Genomic DNA, 14,481 nt, shown 5'->3' on the forward strand with positions numbered 1-14,481 from the left:
ACTCATTACTCATTACTATCTCACAGCTTCACCAGCTCTACGCGGCGGTTTTTGGCCTTGCCTTCCTCGGTGGCATTATCAGCCAGCGGCTTGGTTTGGCCGAAACCGGCGGCTTGCAAGCGGCTGGCCGCAATACCGGCCTGCGTGAGCGAAGCTACCACCGACTGGGCGCGGCCTTCGGAAAGCTGCTGGTTGTGGGCGGGCGTACCGGCATTGTCGGTGTGGCCGTGCACCGCCAAGCGTAGCGTTGGGTTCTGGTTTAGCAACGTCACCACTTCTGCCACCGTCGGCTCTGATTCGGGCTGGATGGTGGTTTTATCGGTGTCGAAGTTGACGTAGAGGGTGGCGCGGCCTTCAGTGTCTAGTTTTTTTTTAACTCGTCGGCGGGTATCACCGTGGCTTGCTGGGGCATGGCGGCGCGCTCAGCCACGGTGAGGTTGTAGTTTCCATCACTGCCTAAAGCCGTTACCTGGACCCATACTTCCTTGTCTTTCTGCCGAATGGCGTACGTGTCGGTGATGTGGTCGGTGCTGATGGACCATTTGCCGTGCTTGTATACTTCGTCTTGGCCAATTTTTTCGATTACCTCTCGCGGGACTTTGTCTCCGGAAACCTTCGTTGCGCCCAGATTTTTGAGCAGCGCTTCGTAGTTGCGCTGTATCATCAGTTCAGAAGCCTTTTTGGCGCCGTTATCGGGCTGGAAGAAGCGTTGTGATACTTTGCCTTCAATGGGCACCAGATTTTTCCCGTCGTACACGTAGGCCCGCTCAAAGTCATAATCTTCGCTGTTGCCGCTGCTGGCTGAGTAGCCTTGCAAGCCGCTTAGATAAGGAAAAGCACCCATATTGGCCGTTGAAACGGGCAGCGAATTAATGTCGAAAGTGGCGGCGGCAGTGGTGGCGGGTGCTTCGCTGGTAGTGGCTGGTGCGGTGGTGGCCGCCTCCGTAGCTGGTGCAGTGGTCGTTGCTTCTGGCGTAGTGGCCATGGCTGTTTCTTCGGTTTTTTCTTTGGAACCGCAGGCGGCGAGCAAACCTACCAGGGCGACGGTAGCCAGGAGCTGAGTCGTTTTTTTCATAGATGTGTTGACGGGGTAAGCGTTGGATTGGAACATCAAAAGAAGCACTATTTATATAAATGGATAGGTGGAAGGATGGTGAGCTTTTGTGGTCAGGGTCAGTGGCGGCCATATTTTCCTGCGAACTTTGTCCCCCGGCCCGGCCGGATTCACTGAGTTCATTTCCTTCTTGCTACCCATGGATTTTGTAGAAGTGCGCGTACAAACCCCGCGTGAATTGGCCGATATATTGGTGGCCGAGTTGGCTGAAGTCGGCTATAACACCTTCGAAGACAACGAAGAAGGTTTCTGCGCCTACATTGATGAAGACCAGTTCTCGGCCGACGCCGTGGCCGAAATTATGAGCCGCTACGAAGGCCAGGGCGAGGTGACCTACGAGCACCGCGTGATTACGCGCCAGAACTGGAATGCCGAGTGGGAAAAGAATTTTCAGCCCCTCGTCATTGCCGACAAAGTATCGGTGCGGGCGCCCTTCCACGAGGCGCGCCCCGACCTGCCATACGAAATCGTGATTATGCCGCGCATGTCCTTCGGCACCGGCCACCACGACACTACGGCCCTCATGATTACCAACCAGCTGGCTGTAGACCACCGCGGCAAGCGCGTGCTCGACATGGGTTGCGGCACCGGCATCTTGGCCGTGATGGCCGTGCACCTAGGAGCCGCGTCGGTACTGGCCGTGGATGTAGAACCTTGGACCGCTGAAAATGCCGCCGATAACGCCCTCGAAAACAACGTCCAGGACAAAGTGGAAGCCCGCCTCGGCGACATTACGGCGCTGGCAGGGGAGGAGCCTTTCGACCTCATTTTGGCCAACATCAACCGCAACGTGCTGCTCGAAGACATGGACGCTTACGCCCAGTACCTCAAGCCCGGCGGCCCCATTCTCTTCTCCGGTTTCTACGAAGACGACTTGCCCCTCATCCGCGCCGCCGCCGAAAAAGCCGGTTTCCACTACCAAAGCCACCGCACCCAAAACCACTGGGTATCCGCTGTTTTTTTAGGGTGATGAAGTGAGTAGGTGATGAAGTAAGGCGCTGTCCGGCTCCGGTCTGCCCGCTTTTTCGGCGGGCTGAACGGTCGAAGTGCGCGCCGCTTGTTCAATGAAGTACGCGGAATTAGGAATTGCGCCACTAGAACAAACAAAACCAAACAACATCAGCTTGCGGCGACCGGTCAGCCCGCCGAAAAAGCGGGCAGACCGGAGCAACGAAAAAGGCCCGTTTCAGATTTCTGAAACGGGCCTTCTTACAAAAAAGTGAAAACGCAAGAAGTCTAACTTCTCAGGTCTCACTTCTAATACTCCAACCTCTCACTTCTAAATCAGAGGCAAAGCGCCAGCCATTCCTCATCGGAGAGGCCGTAGTTGGCGGGATTTTCGTGCACCAAAGCTTTAGCGCTGAGCTTGGGCAGTATGTCGCGCGGGGGAACGAGGTAGTGGCGGGCCAGCCGGTCGAGGGCGGCGCGGCCGCGCTGCACAATGACGGTGCCGCACTCCGGGCGCACTTGCACCACGGGGTCGACGAGAAGCAGTATATCCTTCCACTCGGCTACCGTGGCGGAAGATTTGCCCAGGCGTTGGGTGATATCGTCGCGTAAGTTCTGAACTACGCGCAGCAGCGCGTTCGGGGCGAGGGCAGAAAGCCGGGAAGCAGCGTTGAGCATGAGACAATGGAATAAAGGGTTCTACCTTTCTGGGTACGCAGATGCGGCCCGGAAAGATACTCTTTTAGCCCACTCCGAATGTAAAGTCTATAAGAAATTTACAACGTCCCGAAAAACTGCGTTTTGCGCTACAGATGAGGTAGCCAAAACGGCGGCAATGCATTTTGTTGTAGGACGGTAGCCGGGCTAAATAGTCCAAAACCAGCAAAATGAAATCTGGGCAGCATCCACCTCTCTTAGTATGCCGACTATTACCGAAATTGTAGGCGACTAATCAGGTTCCGACGGAATTTCCTATGAAGCAATTCGTTTTCGGGTGGCTTTGCGCAACGGCGCTGCTGCTAAGCACTCCGGTGCTGGCTCAGCAGCCCAAGCCGCAACCACCCAAACAGCAGCCCACGGCTCCGGCCGCTCCGGCTGCCCGATTTACTGGTAAGCTCTCCTCTGAGCCTGCGCAGTTCATCCAGGACGTGCAGCTAATGATGGCGGCCAGCAACAACGCGGCTGCCAAAGCCACCGGCGCTAATTTCCAGCAGCTTTGGGGCAGCAACGAGCTTACTGCCACCCAGCAGGGCAACATTGTAGTGCTTTCGCAGCAGATGCTGAAGCTAGGCTACAAACCCCGCCCGCACTTGGAAATGCTTTACCAAGCCATTATAGCGGGGGCCTTGTACCAGAAATTCACCGACCCGCAGATGGACGAGTTCCTGGCCGTCGTAACTAAAACCGTACAGCGCGACCCCGGCCCCGAAGCCGCCAAGTTCATCAGCTCCGCCGCGCAGTTTCTGGATACCAAGTATCTCTACCGCTCGCGCTACAGCACGTTGCGCGTAGTGGGGGGCAGCTTTTCCTTCGCCTACAACGACCAGGACATGCCGAGTCTGGCTCCCGCCGCGCCAACTCCGGCGCCAGTTCCGGCTCCGGCGCCAGCCGCCGTCGAAACCAAGCCGCTGGACGTGAAGCCGGGCGCCAAACCAGCTCCCGCCAAGAAAGCGACCCCCAAGAAGCGCAGCTCCGATGGTTGGGACAGTGCCGACCTCTGGAGCAGCAGCGGCGGCAGCGGCTGGGGCGATAGTAATGATGGCTGGGGAAGCCCGAAGAAAACACCCGCTAAAACTGCGCCCGCCAAAGCTGGTGCCGCTCCCGCTGCCAAAGCACCCGAGCCGGAGCCCGCGTTTCAACCCGCGCCTTACTTCGACAACTACGTGGCGCCGCCCACCCGCGGGCCGGTACTGGTGCTCAAGGATGCCGATTTGGTTATCTCCAGCAGCTCCGATTCTACAACCATCAAGAAAACCAGTGGGGCCGTGGTGCCGCAGACCGGCAAGTTCGTGGGCTACGGCGGCAAGTACGATTGGCAGATAAAAGGCAACCCAGTTAGCGCCGAATTCACTACTTATGACTTCGATCTAAACAAGGCCGAATTCACAGCGGAACCCGTGATACTGACGTATCCGGCCGTGTTGGAAGCGCCTATTAAGGGCGCGTTGTCCTACAAAAACGTGAAGAAAAAGCCGGGCGCTACGGACTCCGGCTATCCGCGCTTCATCTCACTCACCAACGATGCTCGCGTCAAGAACATCGGCACCAACATCCGCTACTACGGAGGCTTCTCTATAGCTGGGGGCCGCACGTTGTCGGCTTCGTTGGATGGGTCTCTGTCGCGGATTTTCGTGGACGTGGACGGCAAGCCCAAATTTCGGGCCGCCAGCCGGGCCTACGTGCTCGGCGACTCCATCATCACGGCGGAGCGGGCTTCGGTCACGATTTTCCAGGATAAGATCGACTCGCTTACGCACCCCGGTGTGAAGCTGAAATACGGAAAGAAGAACGAGCAGCTCCAACTCACCCGCGAAAACGGCCTCTACAAAACCACGCCTTACTACGACTCCTACCACCAGATGGAAATTACGTCGGAGATGCTGACGTGGCCCATCCGTACGCCCTACATCGACTTCACCATTCTGACGGCCAAAAATCAGGTTACGGCCAACTTCGAATCGAAAGAATTTTACACCAGTACCCGCTACCAGCAAATCAAGTCCATCAACAAGCTGCATCCCTTGCAGATGATGGTGGGCTACAGCGCCGAAAACGGCAACGTGCGGCGCTTTACGGTGCAGGACGTGGCTACCTACCGGAAGCTGCAACCTGCCAACGTGCGCTCCGCCGCTGCCGGCCTCGCCCGCGACGGCTACGTCGACTGGAACCCGCAGACCCAGCAGATTACGTTGCGGCCCAAAGCCATGCACTACGTGAGTTCGAGCCGGGGCAAAAAGGACTACGACCACATTGCCATCAAGAGCCTTTCGCCCTCCGGCAAAAACGCCACCCTCAACCTCCAGAACAACGACCTCACGGTGCGGGGCGTGGAGCGCTTCAACTTCTCCGACGATTCCGTGACGGTGTTCGTGAAGCCGGACTCCAGCATCATCCGCATTCAGAAAAACCGGGGCATTCTGTTCAATGGCACCGTAGTGGCCTCGGCTTTCGTGTTCAAGGGCAAGGAGTTCAAGTTCGATTACGATGGCTTTTTCATCGATCTGGCGAAGATTGACTCCATTATCGTGAAGGGCAAAAACTCCAAGGGCTCGGTGATGAAGGCCCGCAAAGACACCGACTTCACCCTCACCAACAAGAAAAAAGAATCGGCCGGTAAGCTTTACATCAATCACCCCAACAACAAATCGGGCCGCAAGAAGCTAGGCGCGTATCCATCGTTCGATGCTACCACCGGGGCTTACGTGTTCTTCAACAAACCCGAAGTGCTCGGCGGCGCCTACGACACCACCATCTACTTCGATATTCCGCCCTTCAAGCTCGACTCGCTCAACAACAAGAACCGTTCGGCGGTAGGCTTCAAAGGTACTTTCGTGTCGGGCGGCATCATCCCCGACATCAAAACCAAGCTGATTCTGCAAGAAGATGGCTCGTTGGGCTTCGTCTACAACCTACCCAAAGACGGCGTGCCCGTATACGGCGGCAAAGCGCGCCTCTTCAACAAGGTGCGCATGAGCAACCGCGGTATTCAGGGCGTCGGCGACATGAAGTACCTCACCGCCACACTTAATAGCGAGCAGTTCATCTTCTACAAAGACTCCGTCGTGACGGTGGGTAAGTCGGGCACCATTTTGCCGGGGCCGCTCAATGGCACTGAGTTCACGAAGGTGACGCTGCCGCCCGGCTACCAGATGAAGTGGGCCGTGAAGCAGGACTCCATGTACCTGAGCACGCAGCCCAAAGGCATGGCCATGAAGCTCTACGGCGACCAGTACAGTTTCCGCGGCACGGCTACGCTCTCACCCGGCGGCCTCTACGGCGACGGCGGCATGGAAGGCCCGCAGTCCTTTATCCGGTCCACACTCATCTCCTTCAAGCCTAGCTCCTACACGGGTAAGAAATCGACGCTTAGTATCAAGTCGGCGGAGCCGAACAAGCCCGCGCTTACGGCCAACAACGTGGCCTTCACGTACGACGTGAAGAACGGCAACACCACCTTTGCCCGCGAAGAAGGCGACAACAAGTCCAGCATCGACCTGCCGTATTCCGACTACAAAACCACGCTCTCGGGTGGTAAGTGGGACTTCAAGAAGAAGATTGTGCAGCTGAAAGTGGCGCCCGGCGCCGACTCCACGCGCTCCTACTTCTACTCCACCAAGAAAGAGCAGAACGGCCTCAAGTTCCGGGCCGCCAGCGGCGTCTACGACCTGTCGCGCTACCGCCTCGTGGCGGGCGGCGTGCCCTACATTGCTGCGGCTGATGCCTGGATTGAGCCCGACTCCAACAAAGTATATCTGCTGGCCAACGCCCAGATGCGGACCTTCCAGAACGCCAACATCGTGATGGATACGCTGGCCAAGTTCCATAAGCTGTACAAGGGCGAAATCAAGGTGCTTTCGCGCAATGCCTTCACCGGCAATGCCCTCTACAGCTACAAAAACGCCGCCGCCGATTCCTTCGCCATTAAGTTCGCCAACTTCAGAGTCGACTCTACGGCGGTGGGGCTAGGGAGCAAGGCCAAGAAAGGCGGGCTGCTGAAGAAAGACAAGAACAACGCCGACAACGACGTGGCGCCGGCACCGCCCACGGTGGCCGTGGCTACCATCGATGCCAAGGAGAAATTTCACCTGGCGCCCCGCATTGCCTACCGGGGTGGGGTGAACATGAATTCCAAGCGCCGCGGTTTCACCTTCGATGGGCAGGCCCGCCTCGAATTCAGCAAATCGCCCACGGCCTCCGACTGGTTTGCGGTGCAGGACTCCATCGACCCCAAAGCCGTGCGGCTGCGCATCCCGGAGCCAGGAGCTAAAGCCGCCGACGACCAGCTGTTCACGGGCCTGTTTATGTCGGAGAGTACGGGTAAGGTGTATCCGCTCTACGTGGGCCCCAAAACGGATATCACGGACAAGAATTTGTTCCAGGTGGCCGGTTCCCTCTCGTACGACCAGAAGAAGGGCCTCTTCACCATCGCCAAGCACGACATCGCCAACCCCAACATCTACGAGGGTTCGGTCATGAGCTTCTCCGATTCCACGCAGGAACTGCGGTTCCGGGGCAAACTCAATTTCATCAATTCCACCAAGGACTATAACATGGCGGCTTCGGGCGTGGGCCGGGCCAAGCCTGACAGCAGCCGTTACGCGTTGGATACCTTCATGGCCTTCGACATCAACATCCCTGAAAAGGCGGTTGAGGCCATGGGCCTGGATATGGGCGTCAACACCAAAGGCGCGCCGGAGGCTCTCAATGGCTCCCAGGCGGAACTCTACAAGCTCGGCGAGTTCATGGGCAGCAGAACGGTGCAGACCTACACTGAGAAGCGGACTAAGTATGAGCCTTTGCAGAAGATTTCGCCCAAGCTGCTGCACACCATCGTGCTCAACAAAGTGGATCTGCGCTGGAGCGAGAAGTTCAATGCCTGGTATTCGGTGGGTAAAATTGGCCTCATCAGCGTGGGCAAGAAGGACTTGAACGCGCTAATCGACGGGCACATTGAGATTCATAAGGGCGAAAACAACGTGGACGAAGTAGTGCTCTACCTCGAAGCGGAGCCGCAAACCTGGTATTTCCTCAAGTATTCGGGTACGGCCCTGCTAGCGAAGGCTCAGCACGGATCCTTCGACGAAATCATCGGCCTCAAAGCCAAAGGCGACTACAACACGGCTACGCAGTACGGCTTCTTCCTCGGTGACGACCAGGAAGTACAGCTCTTCCTGAACCACTTCCGCAAAGACTACCTGCGCGAGGACCCCAAGAAGAAAAAGACCACCGTTACGTCGGCCCCGGCTGGCACCGGCAACTTCGATTTCGACCAGGACAAGAAGAAAAAGAAGAAGGGCAATGAGCCCGCCTTCGACGCCGATGGCATGCCGATAGAAGAAGCGCCAGTAGATAAGAAGAAAAAAAGCAAGAAGGAAGCCACCGCCGACGCCAATGACCCCTTCGGCGGCGGTGATGCCAAGGCTGCTCCGGCCGAGGACCCCAAAAAGAAGAAGGCTGCCGAACCTACCACGCCAGCCCCCCCAACTAAAGCCGCCGCTCCTGCGGAAGACACGTCGAAAAAGAAGAAGGAAAAAGCGGCCGAACCCGAGCCTACCGATGAGCCCCCCGTGGATGCTAAGCAGGCTAAGAAAGAAGAAGATCGACTGAAAAAAGAGGAGGAGAAAAAGAAGAAGGAGGAAGGCAAGAAGAAAAAGAAAGAAGACGACCCTTTCGGTGATTCTTAACTACCAAAACGCCCCAGTCTCTGACTGGGGCGTTTTTGCTGTAGCGCGGAAATTCATTCCGCGCCCGAGCGTAGCGAGTTCTTACGCGTACACACCACGGCACCGAAAGGCCTAGCCCAAATACTCGCTCCGCTCAGGCGCGGAACGGATTTCCGCGCTACGTTGCGCCGCCCTACATTTACCCGCATGAACATCCCGCTCATCCTCGGTCTGCTCGTGGCCGCCTATCTGCTCGGCTCCATCCCAACGGCCCTGTGGGTGGGCCGCCGCTTCTTCGGCCTCGACATTCGAGAGCATGGCTCTGGCAATGCCGGCGCCACCAACACCTTCCGAGTATTGGGCAAAAAGCCGGGCTCTTTTGTCATGGCCATTGATGTGCTCAAGGGCTGGGCCGCTACGTCGCTGGCGCTGCTTATGCTGCGGCAGGGCGCTATTGCGCCGGGGCAGCTGCTGTATTTCCAGCTGGCTTGCGGCATTTTGGCTATAGTGGGGCACATCTACCCGGTGTTTGCGGGGTTCCGGGGCGGCAAGGGCGTGGCTACGGTGCTGGGCATGATGCTGGCCATCGCGCCTGCTACGGTGGGCATTTGCATCCTAGTATTTCTGGCAGTGCTGGCCACAACTCAATACGTTTCGCTCTCTTCCATGACGGCGGGTGTGGCCTTCGCGCTGCTGCAATTGCTACCCCCGTTCCGGCCCCAGAATCAGCTGCTCGTGTGGTTTGGTTTTGTGCTGGCGGCCCTGCTCATTTACACCCACCGCGCCAACATCGGCCGCCTCCGCGCCGGCACCGAAAGCAAAGTGCCGCTGCCGTGGAAAAAGTAGTATGGGCTGCACCTGCCCACAAGCCGAACTACGCTGGCGCTGGTTGAAACCTGCCAACGTAATATGCCATTGGGCACAGCCGTGCAAGATGTTCGTCTGACGTTAGCGGGAATGGGGCTGGGCCGCCCGCCGCCGCAACTCAAGCCGCCTAACGAACTGTGGCCCGGACTTTAGTCCGCAGCCCAATTTCGTGACGGACTTCGCCACGGTACAGGAACTGCGGACCGAAGCCCGGGCCACAAATCGAAGGAAGAGTTATTTGGCTTCTACAGCGGTGGCGGTGAAGTCGGTGAAGACGCCGTCGAGGCCTAGGTTGTAGAAGTTTTTGTACTCCGCCTTGGGGTCGTTGTTGTAGGCGGGCAGCAGGTACCGGCTTTCGTTGCGGAAAGTGTAGGCGTGCACAATCAGGCCGCGCTGGTGGGCCCGCTCAATGAGCGACGTGGCAGGCAGCGAGGCTTTGGTGGAGGCTACGTAGGACTGGATGAAGGGCTTCCAGGGGCCAATACCATCGGCGTAGGTTTTCACGAAATCCAGGCCGGCATCGGTGGCGAGGTCGTTGTAGGTGCGCGCATCGCCCGCCACCACGAAATCGTACGGCTGCCCGTTGGGAGCCGTCATCACCATGCTGCCGTTCTCAGCCACGTCGTAGGCGTCGTAGAGCTGCACTATTTTCACCGTCGAGCGGTACTGGCTGCGGATGGTGCGCAGGTTGCTCACCTCAAACGACTGCACGTACACGGGCGCTTCCTTGCTGTTCCAGCCAGCGGCGGTAAGAGCTTCCATCAACTTGCTGGTTAAAGGCAAGCCCTGGCTCTCGTGGAAGGTAGGGTGCTTGGTTTCGGGGTAGATGCCGATGGTCCGGCCTGTTGCCAAGGACTGCGCCTTCACCAGATCAATTACTTCCTGAAAGGTAGGAATCAAATACTGCCCGTTATACTGTTGTGGCCGGTCGGCCATGGCCTGTTTGGCCCGCAAGGTTTTGATTTCGGCCAGGGTGAAGTCATTGGCAAACCAGTCGGTGGTCGATACGCCGTCCAGGATTTTGGTGGTTTTGCGGTTTGCGAATTCAGGCTTGTCGGCCACGTTGGTGGTGCCGGAGAGCATGGGCTCGTGTCGGCAAATCAGCACCTGGTCTTTGGTGAGCACCAGATCCTGTTCCACAAAATCGGCACCCTGCTCAATGGCTGCCTTGTAGGCTTCTAAAGTATGCTCCGGATATAGGCCCGAAGCACCACGGTGCGCAATGACTAAAGGAGCCCTGCCGTCGAGCGTTTTGTATTGTGCGGGTGCACTATCATCGTCGTCTTGGCAGGCAGTAGTCATCAGCGTGCAAGCTACGGCAACCAGGTAAAGAATCTTATGCATGATGGGTTGGAATAGTGAACCCAAAAATTCGCTTTCAATGTCACTTCTGGGTTAAGCGCAGGTTATCGAATTCCTACCGAAAGCAACTGATTCTGGGGGCGCCCAGCACCCATCTAGTGCTCTGGCACTGCATCCTTATCCGGTACCATGCTATATCACGCGCATGCCCACGCCCCGACTACCGCAAGGTGACCGGGGCGTGGGCATGGCAGGCAGTTGCCGTTTGGCTATTCGCCGGAGAGCGTGAGCACGTAGCCGTTGTTGTCCTGAATAGCGAATTCGGTGGCGCCGTAAAACATTTTGTGCGGAGTTTTCAGAATCTGAACTTGGCCTTTTAGCTGCTCGTAGAGGTGGTTGACGTCCTGCACCTTTATATAAAGTGTGAGACCTGGTCCTGGCTGTTTGGAGTCGAGTACGGGGTATTCTTCTTTGAGGCTCTTCTCTTCCTGAAACATGAGTTGCACTTGGCCCGCTTGCACCAGCGCAAAGGCATAAGGAGCTTGTTCAGGAACGGTAGTAAGCACCTGAAAGCCGAGGTGGCGCTGGTAAAATTCGACGGTTTGGCGTACGTCTTTCACCATGAGATTGGGAGTGAGCTGGAGCATGGTAGCGGGAGTGGGCGGAGAAGAAAAGTTGAGGAAAAGGAGACCAAGGCTACCCAAGGCGGCAGCAAGGCCGGGAAGCCAACGAATCATATGAAGTTGCAATGGTTGGCACAAAAGTAGACGCCCAGTACCCCGGCGCTTTTGTAAAAACCGGACATGTCTATTTCGGCCAGAGCTTCGCGCTACTGGTTTTTACTTGCTCCTGAAAAACGCCGTGGGCGGCAGGCCGCTGAATTTCTTGAATTCTTTGGTCAGGTGGGCGTGGTCGGTGTAGCCCTGGTCGAAGGCAATGCCCATGAGACTATCCTGGGGGTGGTTGCGGAGGATGCCGCACAAGCGACGAAAGCGGAGAATACGGCTTAGCATTTTAGGCGCTACGCCCACGTATTGCCCGAACTGCCGGGCCAGGTGGCGCCGACTCACGCCCGCCTGCGAAGCCAATTGATCCAGCACATCCGGCCCATCCGAAGCTTGCAGAAACTCGGCCCACGGCATAGCAGGGGCCACGGTGCGGGCCTGAAGCGGCAACCGAGCAAGCAACAGTTCCTCCAGTGCGCTTAGCCGTTGCGCCCAGGTTGGCTGGGTGGCTAGGTCGGCTTCCCAGTCCTGCCCCGGTACGGCGGAGGCCAGCGGCAACATCCGGTTTGTAAAAGCCGACAGCCGTAATTTCAGGAAAGGATAGATGCCGCCCGGCCGGAACCGGATGCCCAGCAAGTCAGCCGTTTGCACTACGGCGGAAGGACGTTGAGCCGTAGTCATGGTACCTACCAAATAAGCGCCCGGCCGATGGACCATGCCGTTACCAGCCGTACGCAGCGGGGGTAGACAGTAGATGATATCGGTGCAGCCGTCGGGTAGGATACGCTGGTGCGAGACCAGCTCACTAGCTGGCTGCATCCAGAAGCATTCGATGTACGCCTGTAGCGCCGCCTCAACGGGAAGCTTAGTGGTGTACGAAGTCAGTTCCTGCTCCATGTGAGCGAGGAAGGTATTCATAAAACGGTGTATTAGCTGGTGGTGTAGTGGTATCACGGGAAGCGTAAAGGTGAAAAGGCGCCTGCTGGTGCGGGCAAATCCTTGTTACTTTTACCCCAGATTCCCAACTAACCCGTACTGCCCGCATGGCTTCTTACCTCGAAGACAACAAAGACCGTTTCCTGAGCGAGCTGCTCGACTGGCTGCGTATCCCGTCCGTATCCGCCGATCCTAAGTTTCACGGCGACGTGCTGAAGGCGGCCGACTACCTCAAGACCCGCCTCGAAGAAATTGGCGTCGAGAACGTGGAGCTGTGCCCCACGGCCGGCAACCCCATCGTGTACGGCGAGAAAATCATCGACCCTAGCCTGCCCACGGTGCTCGTCTACGGCCACTACGATGTGCAGCCCGCCGACCCTTACGAGCTGTGGAACTCGCCGCCTTTCGAGCCGGTCATCAAAGACGAAAAAATCTACGCCCGCGGCGCCTGCGACGACAAAGGCCAAGTGTATATGCATGTGAAAGCGCTGGAAACCATGCTCAAGAACGGCGGCGCACCCTGCAACGTGAAGATCATGGTGGAAGGCGAAGAGGAAATCGGCTCCAACAACCTCGGCCTCTTCGTGCGGGCCAACAAAGAGAGACTGAAGGCCGACGTGATTCTGATTTCCGACACCGGCATGCTGGCCAACGACCAGCCCAGCATTGAGGTGGGCCTGCGCGGTATGAGCTACGTGGAGGTAGAAGTAACCGGCCCGAACCGCGACTTGCACTCCGGCCTCTACGGCGGGGCCGTGCCCAACCCCATCAACGTGCTCTGCAAGATGATTGCCAGCCTGCACGACGAAAACAACCACGTCACTATCCCCGGCTTCTACGACAAGGTGGCCGAGCTGAACGCCGAGGAACGCGCCGAACTAAACCGCGTGCCTCACTCCGACGAGGAATTCAAGCAGAGCATCGGCCTCAAAGACATCCACGGCGAGGCCGGCTACACCACCACGGAGCGCATCGGCATCCGGCCCACGCTCGACGTGAACGGCATTTGGGGCGGCTACACCGGCGAAGGCGCCAAAACGGTTATCGCCTCCAAGGCCCACGCCAAGATTTCCATGCGCCTGGTGCCCAACCAGGTTTCCGACGACATCACGCAACTGTTCCAGCGCCACTTCGAAAGCATCGCGCCGGCGGGTGTAACGGTAGTCGTGAAACCCCACCACGGCGGCGAGCCCGTGGTAACGCCCACCGACTCCGTGGCCTACAAAGCGGCGGCCGACGCCATGGAAACCACCTTCGGCAAGCGTCCCGTTCCTACTCGCGGCGGTGGCTCCATTCCCATCGTGGCCATGTTCAAAAACGAGCTGGGCCTCGACACCGTGCTGCTCGGTTTCGGCCTTGACTCCGACGCCATTCACTCGCCCAACGAGCATTACGGCGTTTTCAACTTCCTGAAAGGCATCGAAACCATCCCGCACTTTTACCGCAACTACGCGGCGGCTATGCAGTAGGCTGGAAGAAATCAGCAGCTCAACAAAAAGGCCTCTGCATGTGCAGAGGCCTTTTTGTTACTTATCGTCTTACTGAAAGCGCGGTGGAAACCGGCGCTATTTACCAATTAGGTAAGTGACGTAGAGCTGCACGGCGCTGTTGCGCAGGTCAGATTGGATGGTGGTGTTGCCGAGGGTGATTTCCTTGGGAATTTTGCTAAACCCACCGTTGTAGCGCAGCCCAATGCCCGGGCCGCCCGACAGTTGATAACCCAGACCACCCACGTACCCAAAATCAACGGAGTTATAGCTGTCTTTCACATCCGTCGACACGCTGCCAGACTCTGCTTTGGCCGCTACCAAGAACCCAATCTGCGGGCCTAGCTCAAAAAACAGCCCGCGGGCATCCACGTGGACTAGTACGGGCACATCAATGTAGTTGAACTTGCTGGTTATTTCGATGGGGCCAACGTTGGCCTTCGCGCCTTTCTGCGAATACAGCAATTCGGGCTGAATAGAGAAGGTGCTGTTGATGCCCAGATTAGCTAACAGGCCCACGTGAAAGCCAAATTTACTTTCAGAATCTTTGGCGGCGTCGCCGGTGAAGTTGGTGAGCGAGCCACCTGCTTTCAAGCCAAAATCAACGTCTTGCGCGTGGGCGCCCACCGTGGCAGCAGCCAACACGGCGAAGGTCAGAAACAGTTTCTGCATATGAGGTAGCAAATGGGGCAAAGTCCAGAGGAGAGTATGGGCACAAA

General features: G+C 57.5%; 10 protein-coding genes and 1 pseudogene. 4 read left to right on the forward strand and 7 right to left on the reverse strand.

Features of this window, described 5'->3' with window-relative positions; all coding sequences use genetic code 11:
- Positions 1-20 precede the first annotated feature (20 nt).
- Positions 21-317, reverse strand: a pseudogene (locus ACYSMN_RS03400) (OmpA family protein); the annotation flags it as partial.
- A 44-nt stretch (positions 318-361) separates the two neighbouring features.
- Positions 362-1,075: a hypothetical protein gene (locus ACYSMN_RS03405; RefSeq protein ID WP_488922434.1), complete on the reverse strand. Its 714-nt coding sequence runs from the start codon at positions 1,073-1,075 to the stop codon at positions 362-364.
- A gap of 178 nt (positions 1,076-1,253) precedes the next feature.
- Here ACYSMN_RS03405 and prmA point away from each other — a divergent pair, with 178 nt between their 5' ends.
- Positions 1,254-2,084, forward strand: a complete 831-nt coding sequence (gene prmA, locus ACYSMN_RS03410; protein ID WP_488922435.1) for a 50S ribosomal protein L11 methyltransferase — start codon at positions 1,254-1,256, stop codon at positions 2,082-2,084.
- Positions 2,085-2,398: 314 nt separating this feature from the next.
- Here the strand turns inward: prmA and ACYSMN_RS03415 are convergent, their stop codons facing one another.
- Positions 2,399-2,740, reverse strand: a complete 342-nt coding sequence (locus tag ACYSMN_RS03415; RefSeq protein ID WP_488922436.1) for a hypothetical protein — start codon at positions 2,738-2,740, stop codon at positions 2,399-2,401.
- A 296-nt stretch (positions 2,741-3,036) separates the two neighbouring features.
- On the opposite strand from ACYSMN_RS03415, the gene ACYSMN_RS03420 reads away from it, so the two are divergent.
- Positions 3,037-8,466: a hypothetical protein gene (locus ACYSMN_RS03420; RefSeq protein ID WP_488922437.1), complete on the forward strand. Its 5,430-nt coding sequence runs from the start codon at positions 3,037-3,039 to the stop codon at positions 8,464-8,466.
- A 186-nt stretch (positions 8,467-8,652) separates the two neighbouring features.
- Positions 8,653-9,291, forward strand: coding sequence for a glycerol-3-phosphate 1-O-acyltransferase PlsY (plsY, locus tag ACYSMN_RS03425; protein ID WP_488922438.1), 639 nt, complete (start codon positions 8,653-8,655; stop codon positions 9,289-9,291).
- Positions 9,292-9,546: 255 nt separating this feature from the next.
- Here plsY and ACYSMN_RS03430 read toward each other — a convergent pair whose 3' ends face one another.
- The 3 genes from ACYSMN_RS03430 to ACYSMN_RS03440 all read right to left on the reverse strand — a co-directional run bounded on the left by ACYSMN_RS03430 (position 9,547) and on the right by ACYSMN_RS03440 (position 12,257).
- Positions 9,547-10,656 carry a glycerophosphodiester phosphodiesterase gene (locus ACYSMN_RS03430; RefSeq protein WP_488922439.1) on the reverse strand — a complete coding sequence of 370 codons (1,110 nt, stop codon included), beginning with the start codon at positions 10,654-10,656 and terminating at the stop codon, positions 9,547-9,549.
- A 227-nt stretch (positions 10,657-10,883) separates the two neighbouring features.
- Entirely contained in the window at positions 10,884-11,351 is a 468-nt protein-coding gene (locus ACYSMN_RS03435) for a VOC family protein (protein WP_488922440.1), read from the reverse strand.
- A gap of 102 nt (positions 11,352-11,453) precedes the next feature.
- Positions 11,454-12,257, reverse strand: coding sequence for an AraC family transcriptional regulator (locus tag ACYSMN_RS03440; protein ID WP_488922441.1), 804 nt, complete (start codon positions 12,255-12,257; stop codon positions 11,454-11,456).
- 125 nt (positions 12,258-12,382) lie between these two features.
- Between ACYSMN_RS03440 and ACYSMN_RS03445 the strand changes: the two genes are divergently transcribed.
- Positions 12,383-13,744, forward strand: coding sequence for a dipeptidase (locus ACYSMN_RS03445; protein WP_488922442.1), 1,362 nt, complete (start codon positions 12,383-12,385; stop codon positions 13,742-13,744).
- A 96-nt stretch (positions 13,745-13,840) separates the two neighbouring features.
- Here ACYSMN_RS03445 and ACYSMN_RS03450 read toward each other — a convergent pair whose 3' ends face one another.
- Positions 13,841-14,434, reverse strand: a complete 594-nt coding sequence (locus ACYSMN_RS03450; protein ID WP_488922443.1) for a porin family protein — start codon at positions 14,432-14,434, stop codon at positions 13,841-13,843.
- Positions 14,435-14,481: the final 47 nt, after the last annotated feature.

Source organism: Hymenobacter sp. M1-2, from assembly GCF_057808495.1.

What these genes read in the sequence shown, in the direction of transcription:
- ACYSMN_RS03405 (WP_488922434.1), bottom strand. Translation starts at nt 1,075, where the DNA reads ATGAAAAAAACGACTCAGCTCCTGGCTACCGTCGCCCTGGTAGGTTTG.
- prmA (WP_488922435.1), top strand. Translation starts at nt 1,254, where the DNA reads ATGGATTTTGTAGAAGTGCGCGTACAAACCCCGCGTGAATTGGCCGAT.
- ACYSMN_RS03415 (WP_488922436.1), bottom strand. Translation starts at nt 2,740, where the DNA reads ATGCTCAACGCTGCTTCCCGGCTTTCTGCCCTCGCCCCGAACGCGCTG.
- ACYSMN_RS03420 (WP_488922437.1), top strand. Translation starts at nt 3,037, where the DNA reads ATGAAGCAATTCGTTTTCGGGTGGCTTTGCGCAACGGCGCTGCTGCTA.
- plsY (WP_488922438.1), top strand. Translation starts at nt 8,653, where the DNA reads ATGAACATCCCGCTCATCCTCGGTCTGCTCGTGGCCGCCTATCTGCTC.
- ACYSMN_RS03430 (WP_488922439.1), bottom strand. Translation starts at nt 10,656, where the DNA reads ATGCATAAGATTCTTTACCTGGTTGCCGTAGCTTGCACGCTGATGACT.
- ACYSMN_RS03435 (WP_488922440.1), bottom strand. Translation starts at nt 11,351, where the DNA reads ATGATTCGTTGGCTTCCCGGCCTTGCTGCCGCCTTGGGTAGCCTTGGT.
- ACYSMN_RS03440 (WP_488922441.1), bottom strand. Translation starts at nt 12,257, where the DNA reads ATGAATACCTTCCTCGCTCACATGGAGCAGGAACTGACTTCGTACACC.
- ACYSMN_RS03445 (WP_488922442.1), top strand. Translation starts at nt 12,383, where the DNA reads ATGGCTTCTTACCTCGAAGACAACAAAGACCGTTTCCTGAGCGAGCTG.
- ACYSMN_RS03450 (WP_488922443.1), bottom strand. Translation starts at nt 14,434, where the DNA reads ATGCAGAAACTGTTTCTGACCTTCGCCGTGTTGGCTGCTGCCACGGTG.